Source organism: Pseudomonas canadensis, from assembly GCF_030980095.1.
Classification (GTDB): Bacteria; Pseudomonadota; Gammaproteobacteria; order Pseudomonadales; family Pseudomonadaceae; genus Aquipseudomonas; species Aquipseudomonas canadensis.
This window is the reverse complement of the sequence record NZ_CP133298.1, coordinates 1,223,393-1,245,550: the sequence shown is the minus strand read 5'-3', so window position 1 is coordinate 1,245,550 and position 22,158 is coordinate 1,223,393. Positions and strand designations below refer to the sequence as shown.

Sequence of the window (22,158 nt, the reverse complement as noted above, 5' to 3'; positions counted from 1 at the left end):
CTTTGCGACTCACAGGTCGGCACGGTGGCGCATTGTAACGCAAAATTCCAGCCTGGTGCTCAGGCGGCTGCTACCTGCACCGGCACGCCATTGAGCGCTGCATTGCCCGATAGCTCGTCCAGCTGCCGTTCGTCGGTCAAATCATTGGCACTCGCCCCTGGCTGTCCACTGGCGATGGTCATCTTTACTCCCGGCCGTCCGTGACCCCAACCATGGGGCAGACTGACCACGCCGGGCATCATGTCCAGGCTGGCCACCACTTCCACTTCGATCATGCCGATGCGCGAGCTGACACGGACCCGCTGGCCATCGCTCAATTGACGACTGGCCAGATCGTCCGGATGCATCAGCAATTGATGGCGCGGCTTGCCCTTCACCAGCCGGTGATAGTTATGCATCCAGGAATTATTACTGCGCACATGGCGACGACCGATCAGCAGCAGTTCGTCATCGACAGGCATCGGTTGTGCGGCAAAACGCACCAGGTCGGCAAGGATCACTGGCGGCGCCGCTTGCACCTTGCCATCAGCGGTTTTCAAACGCGCTGAAAGGTTGGGTTGCAGAGGCCCTAAGTCCACGCCGTGGGGATGATCCGCCAGCATGGCCACCGACAACTTGTGGCTGGATGCATCACCGTAGGCGCCCGCGCGCAGACCGAAATCAATCATTTGCGCAGGGGGCATCGTCGGCTTGAGCGCGACACCATTGTGAGCAGCGAAGGCTTTGGCCAGGCCGACAAAAATCTCCCAGTCATGCAGCGCGCCCGCAGGCTTGGGCAAGATCGCCCGATTGAAGCGGGTGACGTTACGCACCGCAAACATATTGAAGGTGGTGTCGTAATGATCGTTTTCCAGCGCCGACGTAGACGGCAGGATCAGGTCGGCATAGCGCGTGGTTTCGTTGATATAGAGGTCGATGCTGACCATGAACTCCAGCCCATCGAGGGCCTGTTCCAATTGCCGGCCGTTCGGCGTCGACAACACGGGATTACCTGCCACCGTGACCAATGCACGGATTTGTCCTTCACCCTCGGTGAGCATTTCCTCAGCCAAGGCCGACACAGGCAACTCGCCACCGTACTCCGGACGCCCGGAAACCCGACTCTGCCAGCGATTGAAATGCCCTCCACCGGTCGACGCCACCAGGTCCACCGCCGGCGTGGTGCACAACGCGCCTCCGACGCGGTCCAGGTTGCCAGTCACCAGGTTGATCAACTGCACCAGCCAATGGCACAGCGTGCCGAATGCCTGGGTCGACACGCCCATGCGCCCATAGCACACGGCTTTGTCGGCTGCAGCAAAGTCCAGTGCCAACTGGCGGATCTGCTCGGCAGGCACCGCACATTGGCGGCTCATAGCCTCGGCGGTAAACCCAGCGATGGCGCGCCGTACGTCCTCAAGGCCTTCAATCGGTAAATGGCTGTCGCGGGTCAGGTTCTCGCTGAACAAGGTGTTGAGCACGCCGAACAACAACGCCGCATCACCGCCTGGACGCACGAACAGATGCTGGTCGGCCATCGCCGCCGTTTCACTGCGCCGCGGGTCGATTACCACCACTTTGCCGCCCCGCGCCTGGATCGCCTTGAGGCGCTTCTCCACGTCGGGCACGGTCATGATGCTGCCGTTGGACGCGAGCGGATTGCCCCCCAGGATCAGCATGAAATCGGTGTGATCGATGTCCGGGATCGGCAGCAACAGGCCGTGGCCGTACATGAGGTAGCTGGTGAGGTGATGGGGCAACTGGTCCACAGACGTCGCGGAAAACCGATTGCGCGTCTTCAACTGGCCCAGGAAGTAGTTGCTGTGGGTCATCAACCCATAGTTGTGCACGCTGGGGTTGCCCTGGTACACCGCCACCGCATTCTGCCCATGCTGCGCCTGGATGCCTGACAACCGCTCGGCTACAAGCGCGAAGGCGTCTTCCCACGCAATCGGCTGCCATTCGCTACCGACCCGCAACATGGGTTGATGCAGGCGGTCGGGATCGTTCTGGATATCCTGCAACGCGACGGCCTTGGGGCAGATATGCCCACGGCTGAAGCTGTCCTGAGCGTCGCCCTTGATCGAGGTAATCGCCAGGCTACCGTCCTCGGCTTGGGTGGTTTCCAGGGTCAGGCCACAAATGGCTTCACACAGGTGGCAGGCACGGTGGTGGAGAGTCTTGGTCATGGCCAGTCTCTTTTATAAGGGCTTTGATCCCACTATGGGTCGAGACCGGCGGGGGCGCCACCAATGTTCGTCCCGTGAATCGGCCTGCATCAGGCCAGGCCATGGACAAGCGTGAGCAAATGTTTCAAAAGCCTGCATACCGCCTCTGAAACCGACGCAGCCTGGCCTGCGCCCGCCCCCGCACGTTGCAAAAGGTCTCGGCGCCAGTGTACAAATGGCTCGCTGCTGTCTGGAAATAGTCTTCAAAAGCGCCCCGGCGCCCTGCTTGAACACCCTTAAAAACCGTAGCCCTATTGGTAAGACGCGACATTTAATTATAAGATCGCGCCTTCCCCTATTTCGTCGCCCCGTGCGGCTTTCGCCGCAGGTCTCGCCCGTTGTCACAATAAACAAGGCTTTGAGTATCTGCGGTCTGTTGCAAAAAGGTAGTTAATGATGAGCGCAAGGCACTTTCTCTCCCTGATGGATTGCACGCCCGAAGAGCTGGTCAGCGTGATCCGTCGAGGCATTGAGCTTAAAGACCTGCGTAACCGCGGCGTACTGTTCGAGCCTTTGAAAAACCGCGTGCTCGGCATGATCTTCGAGAAGTCGTCGACCCGCACCCGCGTGTCATTCGAAGCCGGCATGATCCAATTGGGTGGCCAAGCCATCTTCTTGTCCTCGCGTGACACCCAACTGGGGCGTGGCGAGCCGATCGCCGACAGTGCAAAGGTGATGTCGAGCATGCTCGACGCCGTGATGATCCGTACCTTTGCCCACAGCACCGTGACCGAATTTTCCGCGAACTCCCGCGTGCCGGTGATCAACGGCCTGTCCGACGACCTGCACCCGTGCCAGTTGCTGGCCGACATGCAGACCTTCCTTGAGCACCGCGGCTCGATCCAGGGTAAGACCGTGGCCTGGATCGGCGACGGCAACAACATGTGCAACAGCTATATAGAAGCCGCGATCCAGTTCGATTTCCAACTGCGCGTTGCCTGCCCGGAAGGCTACGAGCCTGACGCGCGCTTCCTGGCCCTGGCCGGCGACCGCGTGACCCTGGTGCGCGACCCGCGTGACGCGGTGATCGGCGCGCACCTGGTGAGCACTGACGTCTGGACCTCCATGGGCCAGGAAGAGGAAACCGCCAAGCGCCTGGCCCTGTTCGCCCCGTACCAGGTGACCCGCGCCCTGCTCGACCTGGCCGCGCCAGACGTGCTGTTCATGCACTGCCTGCCGGCCCACCGTGGCGAAGAGATCAGCACCGACCTGCTCGACGACCCACGCTCGGTCGCCTGGGACCAGGCTGAAAACCGCCTGCATGCGCAAAAAGCCCTGCTCGAATTTCTCGTCCCGCCGTCGTACCACCACGCATGAGCCATTCATTACTGCTGAACCTGCGCAACCTGGCATGCGGCTATCAAGATCAACGGGTGGTACAGAACCTCAACCTGCACCTCAACGCCGGCGACATCGGCTGCCTGCTGGGCTCCTCGGGTTGCGGCAAGACCACCACGTTACGTGCGATTGCCGGGTTCGAGCCGGTGCACGATGGCGAGATCAGCCTGGCGGGCGAAGTGATCTCCAGTGCCGGTTTCACACTGGCACCAGAGAAACGTCGTATCGGGATGGTGTTCCAGGACTACGCACTGTTTCCTCATTTGAGCGTGGCCGACAACATTGCCTTCGGTATTCGCAAGCATCCGCAGAAAGACCGCGTGGTGGCTGAGTTGCTGGAGCTGGTCAACCTGAAGAACCTGGGCGAGCGCTTTCCCCATGAGCTTTCCGGCGGCCAGCAACAACGCGTCGCCCTCGCCCGCGCGTTGGCGCCGGAGCCGGCCCTGTTGTTGCTGGATGAACCCTTCTCCAACCTGGACGGCGAGCTGCGCCGCAAGCTCAGCCATGAGGTGCGCGACATCCTCAAGGCACGCGGCACCAGTGCGATCCTGGTGACCCATGACCAGGAAGAAGCCTTTGCAGTCAGCGACCAGGTCGGGGTTTTCAAGGAGGGTCGTCTGGAGCAGTGGGACACACCCTACAACCTCTATCACGAACCGCAGACGCCCTATGTCGCCAGCTTTATCGGCCAGGGTTACTTCATCCGTGGCCAATTGAGTTCGCCGGAATCGGTCAGTACCGAACTGGGTGAATTGCGCGGCAACCGCGCCTACACCTGGCCTACCGGCGGTGCGGTGGACGTGTTGCTGCGCCCGGATGACATCGTCTACGCACCGGACAGCGCGTTGAAAGCACGGATCGTCGGCAAGACCTTTCTCGGCGCATCGACCTTGTACCGCCTGCAACTGCCGACCGGCGCGCAATTGGAGTCGATTTTCCCGAGCCATGCCGACCATCAGGTCGGCGCGGATGTGGGGATCCGTGTGGCCGCCGAACATTTGGTGCTGTTCCAGGCCTCAGGCAGCACCGCCGCGCAGATCCCTCAAGTCGAATCCGGCGTGAGACGCTACAGCCCGGTATAACGCCCGGTCATGCCCGGCCAATTTCTGCGAATTTGGCCTGGGTATGTTCAGCCAGCACAGCCGCCGGCAATTCAACTTCCAAGCCCCTTCTCCCCGCACTTACAAAAATCGTTGCGAAGGGTTGCGCCGTTGCATCGATAAACGTGCGCAGGCGTTTCTTTTGCCCCAACGGGCTGATGCCGCCCAGCAGGTAACCGGTCGAACGCTGCGCCGCCGCCGGGTCGGCCATTTCGACTTTCTTGACGCCTGCCGCATGAGCCAGGGCCTTCAGGTCCAGACTTCCGACGACCGGCACCACCGCCACCAACAATTCGCCCTTCTCGCTGCTCGCCAACAAGGTCTTGAACACCTGCGCCGGGTCGAGGCCCAATTTTTCCGCGGCCTCCAGCCCATAGGACGCCGCCTTGGGGTCGTGTTCATAACTGTGAATACGATGTTCGGCGCGAACTTTTTTCAACAGGTCCAATGCGGGGGTCATGACGTCTCCGGGCGTGGCAAACAGATGGCCAATTCTAGGCCAAGCCCACACAAAACGCTCTAGCCCGCCCACTCTTAAGGTGCGCGCGCATTGTGAGAAGCGTGATCATTCACCAGACCAATAGTTTGAAAGTGACTGACAGTTCACTTTCGACCTTTGACAGCCGTCATTCTTGTCTATATTTTTTCGTTTCCGAATACTGTAGGAATAGACCCGCAGTATTGAAGCAGTAAGCCGCGACCGGGATGGGGATCCTTGCCACGGTGAAAATCGCGCAACAATCCGTTGAGGTTGTGCGCCAGACAAGAACAACAACTGAGGTTTTCCATGACAACTGCTCTTCAACAGCCTTCACTTTCGAGCCAATGCATGGCCGAATTCCTGGGGACTGCGCTTCTGATCTTCTTCGGTACAGGATGTGTCGCTGCGCTCAAGGTCGCGGGTGCCAGCTTTGGCTTGTGGGAGATCAGTATCATCTGGGGGGTCGGCGTCAGCATGGCGATCTACCTGAGCGCCGGGATATCCGGGGCCCACCTCAACCCGGCCGTCAGCATCGCGCTGTGTATTTTCGCTGACTTCGACAAGCGCAAACTGCCCTTCTATATCCTCGCCCAGATCGCCGGCGCCTTTTGCTCGGCGGCCCTGGTGTACACGCTCTACAGCAACCTGTTTTTCGATTACGAACAAACCCACCACATGGTGCGCGGATCCCAGGCCAGCCTGGAATTGGCGTCGGTGTTCTCCACCTACCCCCATGCGCTGTTGAGCACCGCTCAGGCGTTCCTGGTGGAAATGGTCATTACAGCAATCCTGATGGGCGTGATCATGGCCCTCACCGATGACAACAACGGCTTGCCACGCGGCCCGCTGGCCCCGCTGCTGATCGGCCTGCTGATCGCGGTGATTGGCAGCGCCATGGGCCCGTTGACCGGCTTTGCGATGAACCCGGCACGGGATTTCGGGCCCAAGCTGATGACCTTTTTCGCAGGCTGGGGTGAAATGGCCTTTACGGGCGGCCGCGATATTCCTTACTTCCTGGTGCCGATTTTCGCGCCGATTGTGGGTGCATGCCTCGGTGCTGCGGCCTATCGCGGGCTGATCGCCCGCCACCTGCCGAGCGCCGCACCTGCTATAGCTGAAGAAACACCTGACACGGCTGTCAACGGCAAGACGCGTATTTCCTGATACCGCCGGCCGGGTCCCCACTGCCTCTTTGCGGACCCGGCTGATTCCTTACTTCCTTATTTTCCGTCCAAGGCAATCGACATGACCGACATTCAGAATAAGAACTACATCATTGCCCTTGATCAGGGCACCACCAGTTCCCGCGCGATCATCTTCGATCGTGACGCCAACGTGGTCTGCACCGCCCAGCGTGAATTCACTCAGCATTACCCACAAGCCGGTTGGGTCGAGCATGACCCGATGGAAATCTTCGCCACCCAGAGTGCGGTGATGGTCGAAGCGCTGGCACAGGCCGGCCTGCACCATGACCAGGTTGCTGCCATCGGCATCACCAACCAGCGTGAAACCACCGTGGTGTGGGACAAAGTCACCGGTCGCCCGATCTACAACGCGATCGTCTGGCAGTGCCGCCGTAGCACCGAGATCTGCCAGCAGCTCAAGCGCGATGGCCACGAGCAATACATCAATGAGACCACTGGCCTGGTCACCGACCCGTACTTCTCCGGCACCAAGCTCAAGTGGATCCTCGACAACGTCGAAGGCAGCCGCGAGCGTGCGCGCAACGGCGAACTGCTGTTCGGCACCATCGACAGCTGGCTGATCTGGAAATTTACTGGCGGCAAGACCCACGTCACCGACTACACCAACGCCTCGCGCACCATGCTCTTCAACATCCACACCCTGGAGTGGGACGCGAAGATGCTGGAGATCCTCGACGTACCGCGCGAAATGCTGCCGGAAGTCAAATCCTCCTCGGAAATCTACGGCCGCACCAAGAGCGGCATCGCCATCGGCGGTATCGCCGGTGACCAGCAAGCGGCACTGTTCGGCCAAATGTGCGTCGAAGCCGGCCAAGCCAAGAACACCTACGGCACCGGTTGCTTCCTGCTGATGAACACCGGCGACAAGGCGGTGAAATCCAAGCACGGCATGCTCACCACTATCGCCTGCGGCCCGCGCGGCGAAGTGGCTTACGCCCTGGAAGGCGCAGTGTTCAACGGCGGTTCCACTGTGCAGTGGCTGCGTGACGAGCTGAAGATCATCGCCGATGCCACCGACACCGAATACTTCGCCGGCAAGGTCAAGGACAGCAACGGCGTGTATCTGGTGCCGGCCTTCACCGGCCTGGGCGCCCCGTACTGGGACCCGTACGCCCGTGGCGCACTGTTCGGCCTGACCCGTGGCGTACGCGTGGATCACATTATTCGTGCAGCCCTGGAGTCGATTGCCTACCAGACCCGCGACGTGCTCGACGCCATGCAACAGGACTCCGGCGAACGCCTCAAGGCCCTGCGTGTGGACGGCGGCGCCGTGGCCAACAACTTCCTGATGCAATTCCAGGCCGACATCCTCGGCACCCAGGTCGAGCGCCCGCAAATGCGCGAAACCACTGCACTCGGCGCGGCCTACCTGGCTGGCCTGGCGTGCGGCTTCTGGGGCAGCCTGGACGAGTTGCGCGGCAAGGCGGTGATCGAGCGCGAATTCGAACCACAACTGGACGAAGCGGCCAAAGAGAAGCTCTACGCCGGCTGGCAAAAAGCAGTCAGCCGCACCCGTGACTGGGAGCCCCACGAAGGCGCTGAATAAGCCAACGTCCGGTTGTAACTGGCAGGGAGCGGATTCCTGCGTCATCATGGGCCACTTTTGTATGGCAGCCCAAAGGACGCCCCATGAATCTGCCTCCCCGCCAACAACAAATCCTCGAACTGGTCCGCGAACGCGGCTATGTCAGTATCGAGGAAATGGCGCAGCTATTCGTTGTCACCCCGCAAACCATCCGCCGCGACATCAACCAACTGGCGGACGCCAATCTGCTGCGCCGCTACCACGGCGGCGCGGCCTATGACTCCAGTGTCGAGAACACCGCCTACGCCATGCGCGCCGACCAGATGCGCGACGAGAAACAGCGCATCGGCGAAGCCATCGCTGCGCAAATCCCCGATCACGCCTCGCTGTTCATCAATATCGGCACCACCACCGAATCCATCGCTCGCGCGCTGCTCAACCACAATCACCTGAAAATCATCACCAACAACCTCAACGTCGCCACCATGCTCAGTGCCAAGGACGACTTTGACGTGCTGCTGACCGGCGGTAACGTGCGGCGTGACGGTGGCGTGGTGGGCCAGGCGAGTGTCGACTTCATCAACCAGTTCAAGGTCGACTTTGCGTTGGTGGGTATCAGCGGTATCGATGAAGACGGCAGTCTGCTGGACTTTGATTACCAGGAAGTACGCGTATCCCAGGCGATTATCGCCAATGCACGCCAGGTGATCCTGGCGGCGGACTCCAGCAAATTCGGGCGCAACGCCATGATTCGCCTGGGCCCGATCAGTTTGGTGGACTGCCTGGTGACCGACCAGCAGCCAGTGCCGGCGCTGGTGCAGCTGTTGAGCCAGCATAAGGTTCGGTTGGAAGTCGTGTAACACCCCCACCTTGTAGGAGCCGGCTTGCCGGCGATAGCGACCTCATGGACGCCATCGCCGGCAAGCCGGCTCCTACCGTTTTATGTTCACAAATTTTCCTTTCCCGCCGCTTCGATGAGTTTTTTCAATCGAAGTCAGGTGGCTGTGCGCGCGTTTATCAGCTACCATTTTCGCAAATGAACATTAATGTTCGAATTCCAATACGAAAAGATCGCGAGGCCAGCCGATGAACCCTTCTACCTTGCCTGCCCCACCGCTTGCCGAAGTCTATGACGTTGCCGTTATCGGTGGCGGGATCAATGGCGTCGGCATTGCAGCAGACGCAGCCGGGCGCGGTTTGTCGGTATTCCTTTGCGAAAAGGATGACCTGGCCAGCCACACGTCATCCGCCAGCAGTAAGCTGATCCACGGCGGGCTGCGTTACCTCGAACATTACGAATTCCGCCTGGTGCGCGAAGCCCTGGCCGAGCGTGAAGTATTGCTGGCCAAGGCCCCGCATATCGTCAAGCAGATGCGCTTCGTATTGCCGCACCGCCCGCACCTGCGCCCGGCGTGGATGATCCGCGCCGGCCTGTTCCTGTATGACAACCTGGGCAAGCGCGAAAAGCTCGCCGGTTCGAAAAGCCTCAAGTTCGGCCCCGACAGCCCGCTGAAAAGCGAAATCACCAAAGGCTTCGAATATTCCGACTGCTGGGTGGATGACGCCCGTCTCGTCGTGCTGAACGCCATGGCCGCCCGCGAAAAAGGCGCGCACATCCACACGCAAACCCGGTGCATCAGCGCCCACCGCAGCAACGGCATGTGGGAAATGAACATGGAACGCGCCGATGGCAGCCTGTTCTCGATCCGTGCTCGCGCACTGGTGAACGCCGCCGGCCCATGGGTCGCCAAGTTCATCAAGGACGACCTGAAGCTGGATTCGCCTTACGGCATCCGCCTGATCCAGGGCAGCCACCTGATCGTGCCGAAACTGTACGAAGGCGCTCACGCGCACATCCTGCAGAACGAAGACCAGCGCATCGTCTTCACCATCCCGTACCTGAACCACCTGACCATCATCGGCACCACCGACCGTGAATACACCGGTGATCCGGCTGCAGTTGCGATCACCGAAGGTGAAACGGACTACATGCTGAAAGTGGTCAACGCTCACTTCAAGAAGCAGCTGAGCCGCGACGACATCGTCCACACCTACTCCGGCGTGCGTCCGCTGTGCAATGACGAATCGGACAACCCGTCGGCCATCACCCGCGACTACACCCTGGCATTGTCCGGCGGCACGGGCGAGGCGCCGATCCTGTCGGTGTTTGGCGGCAAACTGACCACCTATCGCAAGCTGGCTGAATCGGCGATGGCGCAACTGGCCCCCTACTTCACCCAGATGCGCCCAAGCTGGACTGCTACCGCCAGCCTGCCCGGCGGCGAAGACATGACCACGCCAGAAGCCTTGGCTGACGCCATCCGCAGCAAGTTCGACTGGGTACCGAGCGAGATCGCCCGCCGTTGGTCCACCACCTACGGCAGCCGCACCTGGCGCCTGCTCGAAGGCGTGCAATCGCTGGCCGACCTGGGCGACCACTTGGGTGGCGGCCTGTACACCCGCGAGGTTGATTACCTGTGCACCGAGGAATGGGCAACCCAGCCTCAGGACGTGCTGTGGCGTCGCACCAAGCTGGGTCTGTTCACTACTCCGGAAGAACAGGCCAACGTGCAGCGATACCTGTCCACCGTTGAGCAGAACCGCAGCAAGATCGAAGCAGCCTGACGGACCAGTACTACAAAAGCCCCTGCGCCGAACGGCCCAGGGGCTTTTTTTCGCATTCGGTTTTCCGAACGCCGCAGTGCCATCAATTCGGTTTGCCGGATCCAAGGCTTGAAAGAACGTCGTCATATAAAGTTAATTTTCTTACAAAACAAGTAGTTAACCTTTTATATCGAGCCTGGCACGACTCATGCTCTACACTCTTGGACGATTGCCTGGGACGCCTCAGGAGCCGTCATGGGCATTCGCTGTACAAGAGAGCCGTTTAGCCGGCTTCATAAAAAAAACAAATGTCGAGGAAGTATTGATGCGCATCGTTCCCCATATTCTGGGCGCAGCTATCGCTGCTGCTCTGATCAGCACTCCAGTTTTCGCCGCCGAACTCACCGGCACGCTGAAGAAGATCAACGAATCCGGCACCATCACTCTCGCTCACCGCGACAGCTCCATTCCCTTTTCCTACATCGCGGATGGTTCGGGCAAACCCGTGGGCTACTCCCACGACATTCAGTTGGCCGTCGTCGAACAGCTGAAAAAAGACCTGAACAAGCCCGATCTGAAGGCCAAGTACAACCTGGTGACTTCGCAAACCCGTATTCCGCTGATCCAGAACGGCACTGCGGACCTCGAGTGCGGTTCCACCACCAACAACGCCGAACGCGCCCAGCAAGTTGATTTCACCGTCAACATCTTCGAAATCGGTACCCGTCTGCTGGTCAAGAAAGACAAGGATGGCAAGCCGAGCTACGCCGACTTCGCTGACCTGAAAGGCAAGAACGTCGTGACCACCGCTGGCACCACGTCCGAGCGCATCATCAAAGCGATGAACGCCGACAAGCAGATGGGCATGAACGTCATCTCCGCCAAAGACCACGGCGAATCCTTCCAGATGCTGGAAAGCGGCCGCGCCGTTGCCTTCATGATGGACGACGCCCTGCTGGCAGGTGAAGAAGCCAAGGCCAAGAAGCCGGACGACTGGGTCATCACCGGTACTCCGCAATCCTTCGAAGCCTACGCGTGCATGGTGCGTAAAGACGACCCAGCCTTCAAGAAAGCGGTCGATGACGCCATCGTTGCCCTGTACAAATCCGGCGAAATCAACAAGATCTACAGCAAGTGGTTCGAGAGCCCGATCCCACCAAAAGGCCTGAACCTGAACTTCCCGATGAGCGACAAGGTGAAGGAGCTGATCGCCAACCCAAGCGACAAGCCAGCGCCTGACGTAAAAATCTGATACCTGACTAAGCTTATCTCCTGAGGGAGCCACCCTCCCTCAGGCGTCTGTTACTACCTGCTGGCTTTATTTTGGAACACTCGACCTGGCGGTTTTCGAGCCGATCGCGTGTGCCTGGCGTTCTCCGTCAGGCGGGAAAGGATCTTCCCCAAGCGGGTGCTTGTACATCGATCGACTTCGAGGGGAGACCCTAATGAATTACAACTGGGACTGGGGCGTGTTCTTCAAGTCCACTGGCGTGGGCAGCGAGACTTATCTCGACTGGTACATCGCCGGCTTGGGCTGGACCATCGCCATCGCTGTCGTGGCATGGATTATCGCCTTGCTGCTGGGGTCCATTCTGGGCGTCATGCGCACCGTGCCAAACCGCATCGTATCGGGCATCGCGACCTGCTACGTGGAACTGTTTCGTAACGTGCCGCTGCTGGTTCAGCTGTTCATCTGGTACTTCCTGGTACCCGACATGCTGCCGCAGAACCTGCAGGACTGGTACAAACAAGACCTCAACCCGACCACCTCGGCCTACCTGAGCGTTGTCGTGTGCCTGGGCCTGTTCACCGCCGCCCGTGTGTGTGAGCAAGTGCGTACCGGCATCCAGGCGCTGCCACGCGGCCAGGAATCCGCTGCGCGCGCCATGGGCTTCAAGCTGCCACAGATCTACTGGAACGTGCTGCTGCCACAGGCCTACCGGATCATCATTCCGCCGCTCACCTCGGAATTCCTCAACGTCTTCAAGAACTCCTCCGTGGCGTCCTTGATCGGCCTGATGGAACTGCTGGCGCAAACCAAACAGACCGCAGAATTCTCGGCCAACCTGTTTGAAGCCTTCACCCTGGCCACGCTGATCTACTTCACCCTGAACATGAGCCTGATGCTGCTCATGCGCCTGGTCGAGAAGAAAGTCGCAGTGCCCGGCCTGATCTCCGTGGGGGGTAAATAATGGACTTCGATTTCAGCGGCATCATCCCCGCTATCCCAGGCCTGTGGAACGGCATGGTCATGACCTTGCAGTTGATGGTCATGGGCGTGGTCGGCGGCATTGCGCTGGGTACGGTCCTGGCGCTGATGCGCCTGTCGTCCAGCAAACTGCTGTCGCGCGTTGCCGGCGCTTATGTGAACTACTTCCGCTCGATCCCGCTGTTGCTGGTGATCACTTGGTTCTACCTGGCGGTACCGTTCGTGTTGCGCTGGATCACCGGCGAAGACACGCCGATCGGTGCGTTCACCTCGTGCGTCGTGGCCTTCATGATGTTCGAAGCCGCGTACTTCTGTGAAATCGTACGGGCCGGCGTACAGTCGATCCCCAAAGGCCAGATGGCGGCGGCACAGGCAATGGGCATGACCTATGGCCAGACCATGCGCCTGATCATCCTGCCCCAGGCGTTCCGCAAGATGACCCCGTTGCTGCTGCAACAGTCGATCATCCTGTTCCAGGACACCTCGCTGGTCTACACCGTGGGCCTGGTGGACTTCCTCAACTCCGCCCGCTCCAACGGCGACATCATCGGCCGCTCCAACGAGTTCCTGATCTTTGCCGGTGTCGTCTACTTCATCATCAGCTTTTCCGCCTCGCTGCTGGTCAAGCGTCTGCAAAAAAGGTTTGCCGTATGATCTCTATCAAGAACATCAACAAGTGGTATGGCGACTTCCAGGTGCTGACCGATTGCAGCACTGAGGTTAAAAAAGGCGAAGTGATCGTGGTGTGCGGGCCGTCCGGTTCGGGCAAATCCACCCTGATCAAGTGCGTCAACGCGCTGGAGCCGTTCCAGAAGGGCGACATCGTGGTCGACGGCACCTCCATCGCCGACCCGAAGACCAACCTGCCGAAACTGCGTTCGCGCGTGGGCATGGTGTTCCAGCACTTCGAACTGTTCCCGCACCTGACCATCACCGAGAACCTGACCATCGCGCAGATCAAGGTGCTCGGCCGCAGCAAGGAAGAAGCCACCAAGAAAGGCCTGCAACTGCTCGACCGCGTCGGCCTGTCAGCACACGCCCACAAGCACCCTGGCCAACTCTCCGGTGGTCAGCAACAACGCGTGGCGATTGCCCGCGCCCTGGCCATGGACCCGATCGTCATGCTGTTCGACGAACCAACCTCGGCCCTCGACCCGGAAATGGTCAACGAAGTACTCGACGTAATGGTGCAACTGGCCCACGAAGGCATGACCATGATGTGCGTGACCCACGAAATGGGCTTCGCCCGCAAAGTGGCCGACCGCGTGATCTTCATGGACGCCGGCAAGATCATCGAAGACTGCCCGAAAGAAGAATTCTTCGGCGACATCAGCGCCCGCTCCGAACGCGCGCAGCACTTCCTTGAGAAAATCCTGCAGCACTAAGCACTACATAGCGCCGACTGTGGAAACCGGGCCAATGTGGCAGGGGGCTTGCCCCCTCCCACATTGGCCCGCACAGGCTGGCAGCTCTGGTTGACCCAAGGCATCTGTGATGAAATGCGACCCCAACCAATTTCGCGCCGCACCGCCATCACTTGCCGTGAAACCACGTCTGATCCGCCAACTGTTCCTGCCGCCGTTGATCATCGCCCTGATGATCGGCCTGGGTTATATCGGCTTCTGGATCAGTGAGTACTATGGCATCCGCACCCTCAGCGACACCGGCGAACGCCAGCTGGAGTTGCATGCCCGCACCGTCGAAAGCGAACTGAGCAAATACACCTACCTGCCCAGCCTGCTGGAACTGGAGTCCAGCGTCTCCACGCTGCTGGCCGACCCGAACCAGGAAACCCGCAAGACCGTCAACGATTACCTCGAAGGCCTGAACCGACGCAGTCGCAGTCGGGCCATCTACGTGATGGACACCACTGGCCGCGTGCTGGCCACCAGTAACTGGCGCGATGCCGACAGTTACCAGGGTGAAGACCTGTCCTTCCGCGCCTATTTCCAGAACGCCGTACGTGGCCAGCCTGGCCGTTTCTACGGCATCGGCAGCACCAATGGCGAACCCGGCTACTATCTGGCGCACGGCTTGGAAGAGCACGGCAAGATCATCGGCGTCGCCGTGGTCAAGGTGCGCCTCGAAGCCCTCGAAGAGCGCTGGCAGCGCGCGCGCCTCGAAGCCTTTGTGAGCGACGAGAACGGCATCATCATCCTTTCCAGCGACCCGGCCCGCCGCCTCAAGGCCGTGCGCCCGCTGAGCGATGACACCAAGGAACGCCTGGCCCACAGCCTGCAATATTACTGGGCGACGTTGAACGAGCTGGAACCCCTGGCCCGTGAGCGCCTCAACGAAGGCACCGAGAAACTAACCTTCCCGGCCAACAGTGAAGTGGTCAACGACGAGCACGAAGTCAGCTACCTGGCGCAAACCCGCCCGCTGAATGACACGCCGTGGAATTTTACCCTGCTCACGCCGCTCAACGACCTGCGCCGTGCCGCGATAAACCAGGGCATTCTGGTGGCCGTTGCGTTTGGCTTGGTCGCATTTTTGCTGATCGCCTGGAATGAGCGGCGCAAGGTCATCGCCACCCGCCTCGCCGCCCGTGAAGCCTTGCAGGAAGCCAACAGCCAGTTGGAACGGCGAATTGCCGAACGCACCGCCGACCTGCGCGCCAGCAACGAACGGCTCAAGGGCCAGATTCGCGAACGACGCCAGGCCGAAGAGACGCTGCGTCGCGCCCAGGATGAGCTGGTTCAGGCCGGCAAACTGGCCGCTATCGGCCAGATGTCCACCAGCATTGCCCACGAATTGAACCAGCCGCTGGCAGCGCTGCGCACCTTGTCCGGCAATACCGTGCGCTTCCTTGAGCGCGGCGCCCTGGACACCGCCAGCGCCAACCTCAAGACCATCAACGAACTGATCGACCGCATGGGCCGCATCACCGCCAGCCTGCGTTCCTTCGCCCGGCGCGGCGACGACCAGGGCGAAGCCAGCCTGGCCAAAGCGGTCGACGCGGCGTTCCAGGTTCTCGGCGCACGCCTGGACAGCCTGCCACTGACCCTGCACCGCGACTTTTCCCACGCCCAATTGCAAATCGACCAGACGCGCCTGGAGCAGATCCTGGTCAACCTGATCGGCAATGCCCTCGACGCCATGCAGGCCCAGCCCGCGCCCGAGCTCTGGCTGGAAGGCAGCAGCAGCGAGGGCAAATATCGCCTGCACGTGCGCGATAATGGCCACGGTATAGACGCCGAGGCGCGCAAGCATTTGTTTGAACCGTTCTTCACCACCAAGCCCGGCGAGCAAGGCCTGGGCCTGGGCCTGACGCTGTCCGCCAGCCTCGCGGCGGCCACCGGCGGCAACCTTGCCGTGGAGCACCCGGCCAGTGGTGGAACGGCCTTTGTCTTGTGCCTGCCGTTGGCGGGCGCTCAAAAAGCTGAGTCGACATGAATACAGACGCTAAAGCCATTAAAGACGAACTCACGGTGCTGATCGTCGAAGACGATCCTCATGTGCTGCTCGGCTGCCAGCAGGCGCTGGCCCTGGAAGACATTCCCAGCGTCGGCGTGGGCAGCGCCGAAGAGGCGTTGAAGCGCATCAGCGAGAACTTCGCCGGCATCGTGATCAGCGACATCCGCTTGCCAGGCATTGACGGCCTGGAGTTGCTCACCCGCCTCAAGGCCCTGGATAAAAGCCTGCCGGTGGTGCTGATCACCGGGCATGGCGATATCTCCATGGCTGTCGGCGCCATGCGCAACGGCGCCTATGACTTCATGGAAAAACCCTTCTCCCCCGAACGCCTGGTCGACGTGGCGCGTCGCGCCCTGGAACAGCGCGGACTGGCGCGTGAGGTCTGGTCGCTGCGCCGCCAACTGGCCGAGCGCGATTCGCTGGAAGGCCGCATCATTGGCCGTTCGCCGGCCATGCAAAACCTGCGCGAGCTGATCGCCAATGTCGCCGACACCTCGGCCAACGTGCTGATCGAAGGCGAGACCGGCACCGGCAAAGAACTGGTTGCGCGCTGCCTGCATGATTTCAGCCGGCGCCACGCCCACCAGTTCGTCGCCCTGAACTGCGGCGGCCTGCCGGAGAACCTGTTCGAAAGCGAGATTTTCGGCCACGAAGCCAACGCCTTTACCGGTGCCGGCAAGCGTCGCATCGGCAAGATCGAACACGCCCACGAAGGCACGTTGTTCCTCGATGAAGTGGAAAGCATGCCGATCAACCTGCAGATCAAACTGTTGCGGGTGCTGCAGGAGCGCACTCTGGAGCGCCTGGGTTCGAACCAGAGCGTGGCCGTGGATTGCCGGGTGATCGCCGCCACCAAGTCCGACCTTGATGAACTGAGCCGTGCCAATCAGTTCCGCAGCGACCTGTACTATCGCCTCAACGTAGTGACGCTGGAACTGCCACCGTTGCGCGAGCGCCGCGAAGACATCCTGCAACTGTTCGAACACTTCCTGCAGCAGTCTTCGCTGCGTTTTGACCGCAGTGTGCCGGAGCTGGACAACCAAACCCTGTCGAGCCTCATGAGCCACGACTGGCCGGGCAACGTGCGTGAACTACGCAATGTCGCCGAACGCTTCGCCTTGGGCCTGCCGGCCTTCAAGAAAAGCGGCTCCAGCAGCGGCAGCCAGGGCCTGGCCTTTACCGAGGCGGTAGAAGCCTTCGAGCGCAACCTGCTCAACGATGCCTTGCAACGCAGCGGCGGCAACCTGACCCAGGCCAGCCAGGAACTGGGGATGGCCAAGACCACGCTGTTCGACAAAGTCAAAAAATACGGGTTGAGCCACTGATGGATCTGGTATTGAAGGCCGCCCTGGGCGCGGCCGTGGTGTTGATTCTGGCCGCGCTGGCCAAGACCAAGAACTACTACATCGCAGGCCTGGTGCCGCTGTTTCCGACCTTTGCCTTGATCGCCCACTACATCGTCGGTAAGGGCCGTTCGGTGGACGACTTGAAGACCACGATCCTGTTCGGAATGTGGTCGATCATTCCGTACTTTGTGTACCTGGCGACCTTGTATGTGATGGTGGATCGGATGCGGCTGGAAGCGTCACTGGCCGTGGCAGCGGTGGCGTGGTTGATGGCCGCGACGATATTGGTCAGCATCTGGGTCCGCGTTCACGCCTGACCCAACACGCTCCCACATTTGAACCTCAGGGTATCAGCGGACGATCTTGTCGACCTGGATGCCCAGCTTCTTCAGGCGATACCAGAAACTGCGCTCCGATATCCCGATCTTCGCTGCCGCCGCAGCCTGCACGCCGTTGCTCCCCTGCAACGCCGCGAGTATGTAGGCCTTCTCCACCTCCGCCAGCGCCGCATCGAGGTCCTGGGGAATACCCGGCCCGTCGCTGAGGATCGCCGTCACATCGCCTTCACTCGGCTTGGACGCAAACAAGTAACCCGGCAAGTCGATGTCCTCGATCACCGGCGACGCCGCTACGATGGTCGCGCGCTCTACGCAGTTCTGCAGTTCACGGATGTTGCCCGGCCAGTGATACGCCGCCATGGCCTGCAACGCCTCAGGGCTGAAGCCAGTGATACGCTTGCCGGCCGTGGCGCTGAGTGTCTGGGCGAAGTGACGGGCCAGGGGTGCGATGTCTTCCACCCGTTCGCGCAAGGCCGGCAGGGGAATCGGGAACACGTTGAGGCGGTAGTACAGGTCTTCGCGAAATTCCTTGTTGGCGACTGCATCCAGCAGGTTCTTGTTGGTGGCGGCGATCACCCGCACATCCACTTTGCGTTCACGGGGATCGCCCACCGGCTCAATCACCCGCTCCTGCAAAGCCCGCAGGATCTTCGCCTGCAACGCCAACGGCATATCACCCACTTCATCGAGAAACAGCGTGCCCTTGTCCGCCTGCTGGAAGCGCCCTACCCGGTCCGCCACGGCGCCGGTAAACGCGCCTTTGCGATGGCCGAACATTTCGCTTTCCAGCAACCCTTCCGGGATCGCCGCACAATTGACCGCTACGAAGGGTTTGTCGGCGCGGCTGCCATGCTTGTGGATGGCACGGGCGACCATTTCCTTGCCGGTGCCGCTCTCGCCGGTCAGCAGGATAGTAGCGCTGCTGTCGCGCACCGAGTCCACCGCTTGCAGCACTTTGCGAAACGCCGGGCTGTCGCCCACCAGGCTGTCGAACTGGGCGTGTTCGTCCAGCTCGGCACGCATGCGCGCGTTGTCGCGCATGATGTCGCGAAATTGCAGGGCCTTGGCCACCGTGATGTCCAGCTCGTCGATATCAAACGGCTTGGCGATGTAGTCGTAGGCGCCGTTGCGCATCGACTGCACGGCGTTTTTCACCGTGCTGTAGGCGGTCATCACGATCACCGGCACATGGGGGTAGCGCACCTTGATCTCGGCCAGCAGCGCCGGCCCGTCCATGCCAGGCATGCGCCAGTCGCTGATCACCAGGTCGATGTCTTCCTGCTCCAGCACCTTGAGCGCGTGCAGGCCGTTGCCGGCGATAAACACCTGCACATCGTTCTGGCCCAGGGCCGACGCCAGCAGGTCGCAGAGCTTGGGTTCGTCGTCGACTACCAGAATGTTATGCGTCATGACTGTCCTCTTCGTCTTCGCCACTCGCCGGAATGTACAGGCTGAAGGTGGCGCCGGCATCTTTCTCACTGGCACATTCGATGCTGCCGTCGTGACTTTCCATGATCGAATAGACTTTGGCCAGGCCCAAGCCGGTGCCCGACGCCTTGGTGGTGACGAATGGCGTGAAGATGCGCTCGATCATGTCCGCCGGAATACCCTGGCCGGTGTCGGCGATGCTGATCAGCGTGTTCTCGCCTTCCGTGCGAATACCCAGGGTCAGGCGCCCGCCTTCAGGCATCGCGTCGATGGCGTTGAGAATCAGGTTGAGGCACGCCTGCTTGAGCTGCTTGGCATCCGCGTAGATCGTCGCCCCCGGCGCCTGGTCATCGATGTGCGCGTCGATGTTATGGGTGGCCAGTTCCGGGGCGCAGAAACCGAGGATTTCCTCCACCAACGGGCGCGCAGGCTGCAATACGCGCAGCGGCGGGTTGGGCTTGGCGAAGTCGAGGAACTCGGTGATCAGGTCGTTGATGCGGCTGACTTCACTGATCACGTATTCCAGGTGGCGCTTGTCGGTGTCCGCCAGGTCGGCGCGGCGGTGCAGCAACTGTGTGGCCGTCTTGATGATGCCCAGCGGGTTGCGGATCTCGTGGGCCAGGCCCATGGCGACTTCACCTAGGGCATGCAGGCGATCACGCCGGCGCAGCTGGGCTTCGAGGTAATGCAACTCGCCCAGGCGCTCGGTCATATGGTTGAAGGTGCTGCTCAACTGCGCCAACTCGTCGCCGCCACTGACCACCACGCGGTGCGCGTAATCGCCGGAGATCACCGCGCTCACGCCTTGGGAAAGGTCTCGCAGCGGCTTGGTCAGGCGCCGCGACACTAACACCCCCGCCGCCAGCGACAATGCCGAGCTGAGCAGGAAGATCAGCACGAACAGATTGCTCTGGTTCACCAGCCCCACCAGGCTGGTGTGGCGCAGCAGGCCGCTGAAAATCACGCCCTGCAAGTCGCCGGCGTCGTTGAAGATCGGCCAGTACAACCCACTGTAGTTATTAGTGAACTGCTCGCTGGGCTGCTTGGTGCTGCGCATCGCAGTTTCGACGTTCTTGGGGATGCGCGAGGGGTGATCCTCGAAGCGCTGGGTGGAGAATATTTCGGAGAACCCATCGGGGTTGGCCAGGTACAGGCGCAGGTCGAGGGAATGCACATCGGCCACGCTGGTGAGGAAACTGCTGTCCAGGTACGTGGCCACCAGCAGCAGGTAATCGACGCCGTCCTGGGTGGTCTCGAAGGTGGACACCACGATCCCGGTGCTCACCCCGGCCACCTGCACGGTCTGCAACACCGCGTTGCTGGTCAGGCTGATCTGTTTGACGATGTCGTCGGAGGCGGTGCTGAACACCAGCTTGTGGTCGCTGACGCGGATCAGTGCGACCACGTCGATGTCCGTGGCATCTGCAATGTCGGCAGTCAGCCGGTCGTGCTTGGCCGCCTGCCGGCTGGAGGGCGGGCTGGTGTAGCGCAGGAACAACTTGGCCATGCGCGCGTTGTCGTGAAGGATGTCGCCAATCTCGTCCTTGACGATCTTGGTCGACTCCTGCAGCCAGATGCGCACGTTGCTGTCGAAGATCTGCGAAAGCGTGGTTGCCGCCAGTTCGGCGGCGATCATGGTGGGAATCACGCTGACCAACCAGAACGCCAGCACCAGCTTGCGCTGGACGCTCCAGCGCGAAATGGCAAAGGGGCGGGCTTTCTGGCGGGTCTTGGTGATCATCAGGTTTCGCTTATCGCAGCAGCCATGGCAGGGTCGGAACGATCCGGTCGAATAAACAGTTTTACAAGCTTGAGCAGGCCGTTGACCAGCCGGTTGCGGTGGCGGAAAAACACGCTGTTGCCCTGGAACTCGCAGCCCAGGCGCAGCTTACTGGCATACCCGGCCTGGCCGCACTCATACACGGCAATATTGTGTTGAATACAGTAGTCCACATTGGTCAGCCAGCTACGGAAGTACAGGTTGTAGTCGCGGGTGAACGCCACGTCATGCCCGAAAAACTTGTCCACCAGCCGGTGTTCGTCCACCAGGATCAGGTTGAACGCCACCAGTTGCTCGTCCACCCAGTAAAGAACACAGACCGCCCGCTCATCAAGCCGTTCCAGCACTCCGGTGAAGTAGCCGGCGGGCAGCCGCTCGAACTGCAGCTCGGCACGCGTGAGCGTGGCTTCGTACAGGCGCATGACCTCGGGCAGCACGTCGTCGATAGTGCGCCGCCACTCCACCCGTGGCCCGGGCGCGCGCAGTTTGCGGCGCAGGTCCTTACGCGTGGATTTTCCCAGGGAGCCCAGGTAGGCGTCCACCGAGCCGTAGGGCAGCGGCAACACGCCCGTGGGCAAGCTCGGCATGCTCTGGAAGCCCGCTGCGCGGCAACTCTCGAGCCAATGCGGATCTTTGCTCGGCGCATCCTTGACCGCCACCAAGCCGATACCAAAGTCATCGGCATCCTGGCGCGCAGCTTCCAACAGGTGCTTGAGCAGCAGCGGGCGGCGCACATCCGCCACGCCGCTGGCAAAGCCGACGTCGCAGCGTTCGGCCACCGGCGAACCGAGGGCATACAGCCCCAGTTGCAAAAGCCCCGGCCACAGTCGCTCCACACGCTCGGTCAAGCGCTTGCCGGCGCCCGACACCGTGGTGTCGAGGCGATAATGGGTGATGAACGCCGCGGCCACAGCCACCAGCGTTCCATCTTCGTAAACCGCCAGGTAACGCCACTGGAAATCATTGATGGCGGCGTTTTCCACGGCGACGTAATAGTCCCAGTCCTCCAGGGCTCCCGGGAAACAGTCGTTCCAGGCACTGCGCTGGAGGGCCCGGATGGTCGGGAACGCTTGGGCGGTAATCACATCGGTCCCTTATTTCTGTAGTGAGCGGGCTTGTCGAATCGTCGCACCGCCCGCGCTGGGGGGCGAAGCCGCCCCATTTCCGGAGCTGAGTTTTT

18 protein-coding genes are annotated in these 22,158 nt (G+C 61.0%); 13 read left to right on the top strand and 5 right to left on the bottom strand.

From position 1 onward, the window contains the following. Positions 1-59: 59 nt before the first annotated feature. Positions 60-2,168 (bottom strand): molybdopterin oxidoreductase family protein, encoded by a 2,109-nt coding sequence (locus tag RB216_RS05620; protein ID WP_308908402.1) that lies wholly within the window; start codon positions 2,166-2,168, stop codon positions 60-62. Between the two features lie 435 nt (positions 2,169-2,603). On the opposite strand from RB216_RS05620, the gene argF reads away from it, so the two are divergent. Then, positions 2,604-3,524 (top strand): ornithine carbamoyltransferase, encoded by a 921-nt coding sequence (argF, locus tag RB216_RS05615; protein WP_028619059.1) that lies wholly within the window; start codon positions 2,604-2,606, stop codon positions 3,522-3,524. After that, complete coding sequence (locus RB216_RS05610) at positions 3,521-4,627, top strand: ABC transporter ATP-binding protein (protein ID WP_308908401.1); 1,107 nt, start codon at positions 3,521-3,523, stop codon at positions 4,625-4,627. Before argF ends, RB216_RS05610 begins: the two co-directional genes overlap by 4 nt. A 7-nt stretch (positions 4,628-4,634) precedes the next feature. Here RB216_RS05610 and ybaK read toward each other — a convergent pair whose 3' ends face one another. Next, positions 4,635-5,105: a Cys-tRNA(Pro) deacylase gene (gene ybaK / locus RB216_RS05605; RefSeq protein WP_028619057.1), complete on the bottom strand. Its 471-nt coding sequence runs from the start codon at positions 5,103-5,105 to the stop codon at positions 4,635-4,637. Between the two features lie 327 nt (positions 5,106-5,432). Here ybaK and RB216_RS05600 point away from each other — a divergent pair, with 327 nt between their 5' ends. From RB216_RS05600 to RB216_RS05550, 11 genes are all read left to right on the top strand, one after another. Continuing rightward, positions 5,433-6,290 (top strand): MIP/aquaporin family protein, encoded by an 858-nt coding sequence (locus RB216_RS05600; protein WP_028619056.1) that lies wholly within the window; start codon positions 5,433-5,435, stop codon positions 6,288-6,290. An 81-nt stretch (positions 6,291-6,371) separates the two neighbouring features. Further along, positions 6,372-7,877, top strand: a complete 1,506-nt coding sequence (gene glpK, locus RB216_RS05595) for a glycerol kinase GlpK (protein ID WP_028619055.1) — start codon at positions 6,372-6,374, stop codon at positions 7,875-7,877. 83 nt (positions 7,878-7,960) lie between these two features. Next, positions 7,961-8,716 carry a DeoR/GlpR family transcriptional regulator gene (locus RB216_RS05590; protein ID WP_025856881.1) on the top strand — a complete coding sequence of 252 codons (756 nt, stop codon included), beginning with the start codon at positions 7,961-7,963 and terminating at the stop codon, positions 8,714-8,716. Between the two features lie 226 nt (positions 8,717-8,942). After that, positions 8,943-10,481 (top strand): glycerol-3-phosphate dehydrogenase, encoded by a 1,539-nt coding sequence (gene glpD, locus RB216_RS05585; RefSeq protein ID WP_028619054.1) that lies wholly within the window; start codon positions 8,943-8,945, stop codon positions 10,479-10,481. A gap of 304 nt (positions 10,482-10,785) precedes the next feature. After that, positions 10,786-11,712: a glutamate/aspartate ABC transporter substrate-binding protein gene (locus RB216_RS05580; RefSeq protein ID WP_028619053.1), complete on the top strand. Its 927-nt coding sequence runs from the start codon at positions 10,786-10,788 to the stop codon at positions 11,710-11,712. A 193-nt stretch (positions 11,713-11,905) separates the two neighbouring features. Next, positions 11,906-12,652, top strand: a complete 747-nt coding sequence (locus RB216_RS05575; protein ID WP_010212762.1) for an amino acid ABC transporter permease — start codon at positions 11,906-11,908, stop codon at positions 12,650-12,652. Continuing rightward, on the top strand, positions 12,652-13,323 hold the full coding sequence (locus RB216_RS05570; protein ID WP_010212763.1) for an amino acid ABC transporter permease: 672 nt from the start codon (positions 12,652-12,654) through the stop codon (positions 13,321-13,323). The genes RB216_RS05575 and RB216_RS05570 overlap by 1 nt, the downstream gene beginning before the upstream one ends. Next, a complete protein-coding gene (locus RB216_RS05565) occupies positions 13,320-14,054 on the top strand; it encodes an amino acid ABC transporter ATP-binding protein (protein ID WP_003188952.1) in 735 nt (244 codons plus the stop codon). Before RB216_RS05570 ends, RB216_RS05565 begins: the two co-directional genes overlap by 4 nt. A gap of 109 nt (positions 14,055-14,163) precedes the next feature. Continuing rightward, positions 14,164-16,065 carry a two-component sensor histidine kinase AauS gene (aauS, locus tag RB216_RS05560; RefSeq protein ID WP_028619052.1) on the top strand — a complete coding sequence of 634 codons (1,902 nt, stop codon included), beginning with the start codon at positions 14,164-14,166 and terminating at the stop codon, positions 16,063-16,065. After that, positions 16,062-17,411 carry a two-component response regulator AauR gene (aauR, locus tag RB216_RS05555; RefSeq protein WP_032864516.1) on the top strand — a complete coding sequence of 450 codons (1,350 nt, stop codon included), beginning with the start codon at positions 16,062-16,064 and terminating at the stop codon, positions 17,409-17,411. Before aauS ends, aauR begins: the two co-directional genes overlap by 4 nt. Continuing rightward, a complete protein-coding gene (locus RB216_RS05550) occupies positions 17,411-17,749 on the top strand; it encodes a GlpM family protein (RefSeq protein ID WP_028619050.1) in 339 nt (112 codons plus the stop codon). Before aauR ends, RB216_RS05550 begins: the two co-directional genes overlap by 1 nt. A 33-nt stretch (positions 17,750-17,782) precedes the next feature. Here the strand turns inward: RB216_RS05550 and RB216_RS05545 are convergent, their stop codons facing one another. Genes RB216_RS05545 through RB216_RS05535 form a run of 3 tightly spaced genes read right to left on the bottom strand, consistent with a single transcriptional unit; the run spans position 17,783 to position 22,063 of the window. Next, positions 17,783-19,180 carry a sigma-54-dependent transcriptional regulator gene (locus tag RB216_RS05545; protein WP_122724030.1) on the bottom strand — a complete coding sequence of 466 codons (1,398 nt, stop codon included), beginning with the start codon at positions 19,178-19,180 and terminating at the stop codon, positions 17,783-17,785. Continuing rightward, entirely contained in the window at positions 19,170-20,939 is a 1,770-nt protein-coding gene (locus RB216_RS05540) for a sensor histidine kinase (RefSeq protein WP_236319176.1), read from the bottom strand. Before RB216_RS05540 ends, RB216_RS05545 begins: the two co-directional genes overlap by 11 nt. Next, complete coding sequence (locus RB216_RS05535; protein ID WP_028619047.1) at positions 20,939-22,063, bottom strand: GNAT family N-acetyltransferase; 1,125 nt, start codon at positions 22,061-22,063, stop codon at positions 20,939-20,941. The genes RB216_RS05540 and RB216_RS05535 overlap by 1 nt, the downstream gene beginning before the upstream one ends. Positions 22,064-22,158 lie beyond the last annotated feature (95 nt).

Coding starts and splice junctions, on each gene's coding strand:
- RB216_RS05620 (WP_308908402.1), bottom strand. CDS start 2,168: ATGACCAAGACTCTCCACCACCGTGCCTGCCACCTGTGTGAAGCCATT.
- argF (WP_028619059.1), top strand. CDS start 2,604: ATGAGCGCAAGGCACTTTCTCTCCCTGATGGATTGCACGCCCGAAGAG.
- RB216_RS05610 (WP_308908401.1), top strand. CDS start 3,521: ATGAGCCATTCATTACTGCTGAACCTGCGCAACCTGGCATGCGGCTAT.
- ybaK (WP_028619057.1), bottom strand. CDS start 5,105: ATGACCCCCGCATTGGACCTGTTGAAAAAAGTTCGCGCCGAACATCGT.
- RB216_RS05600 (WP_028619056.1), top strand. CDS start 5,433: ATGACAACTGCTCTTCAACAGCCTTCACTTTCGAGCCAATGCATGGCC.
- glpK (WP_028619055.1), top strand. CDS start 6,372: ATGACCGACATTCAGAATAAGAACTACATCATTGCCCTTGATCAGGGC.
- RB216_RS05590 (WP_025856881.1), top strand. CDS start 7,961: ATGAATCTGCCTCCCCGCCAACAACAAATCCTCGAACTGGTCCGCGAA.
- glpD (WP_028619054.1), top strand. CDS start 8,943: ATGAACCCTTCTACCTTGCCTGCCCCACCGCTTGCCGAAGTCTATGAC.
- RB216_RS05580 (WP_028619053.1), top strand. CDS start 10,786: ATGCGCATCGTTCCCCATATTCTGGGCGCAGCTATCGCTGCTGCTCTG.
- RB216_RS05575 (WP_010212762.1), top strand. CDS start 11,906: ATGAATTACAACTGGGACTGGGGCGTGTTCTTCAAGTCCACTGGCGTG.
- RB216_RS05570 (WP_010212763.1), top strand. CDS start 12,652: ATGGACTTCGATTTCAGCGGCATCATCCCCGCTATCCCAGGCCTGTGG.
- RB216_RS05565 (WP_003188952.1), top strand. CDS start 13,320: ATGATCTCTATCAAGAACATCAACAAGTGGTATGGCGACTTCCAGGTG.
- aauS (WP_028619052.1), top strand. CDS start 14,164: ATGAAATGCGACCCCAACCAATTTCGCGCCGCACCGCCATCACTTGCC.
- aauR (WP_032864516.1), top strand. CDS start 16,062: ATGAATACAGACGCTAAAGCCATTAAAGACGAACTCACGGTGCTGATC.
- RB216_RS05550 (WP_028619050.1), top strand. CDS start 17,411: ATGGATCTGGTATTGAAGGCCGCCCTGGGCGCGGCCGTGGTGTTGATT.
- RB216_RS05545 (WP_122724030.1), bottom strand. CDS start 19,180: ATGACGCATAACATTCTGGTAGTCGACGACGAACCCAAGCTCTGCGAC.
- RB216_RS05540 (WP_236319176.1), bottom strand. CDS start 20,939: ATGATCACCAAGACCCGCCAGAAAGCCCGCCCCTTTGCCATTTCGCGC.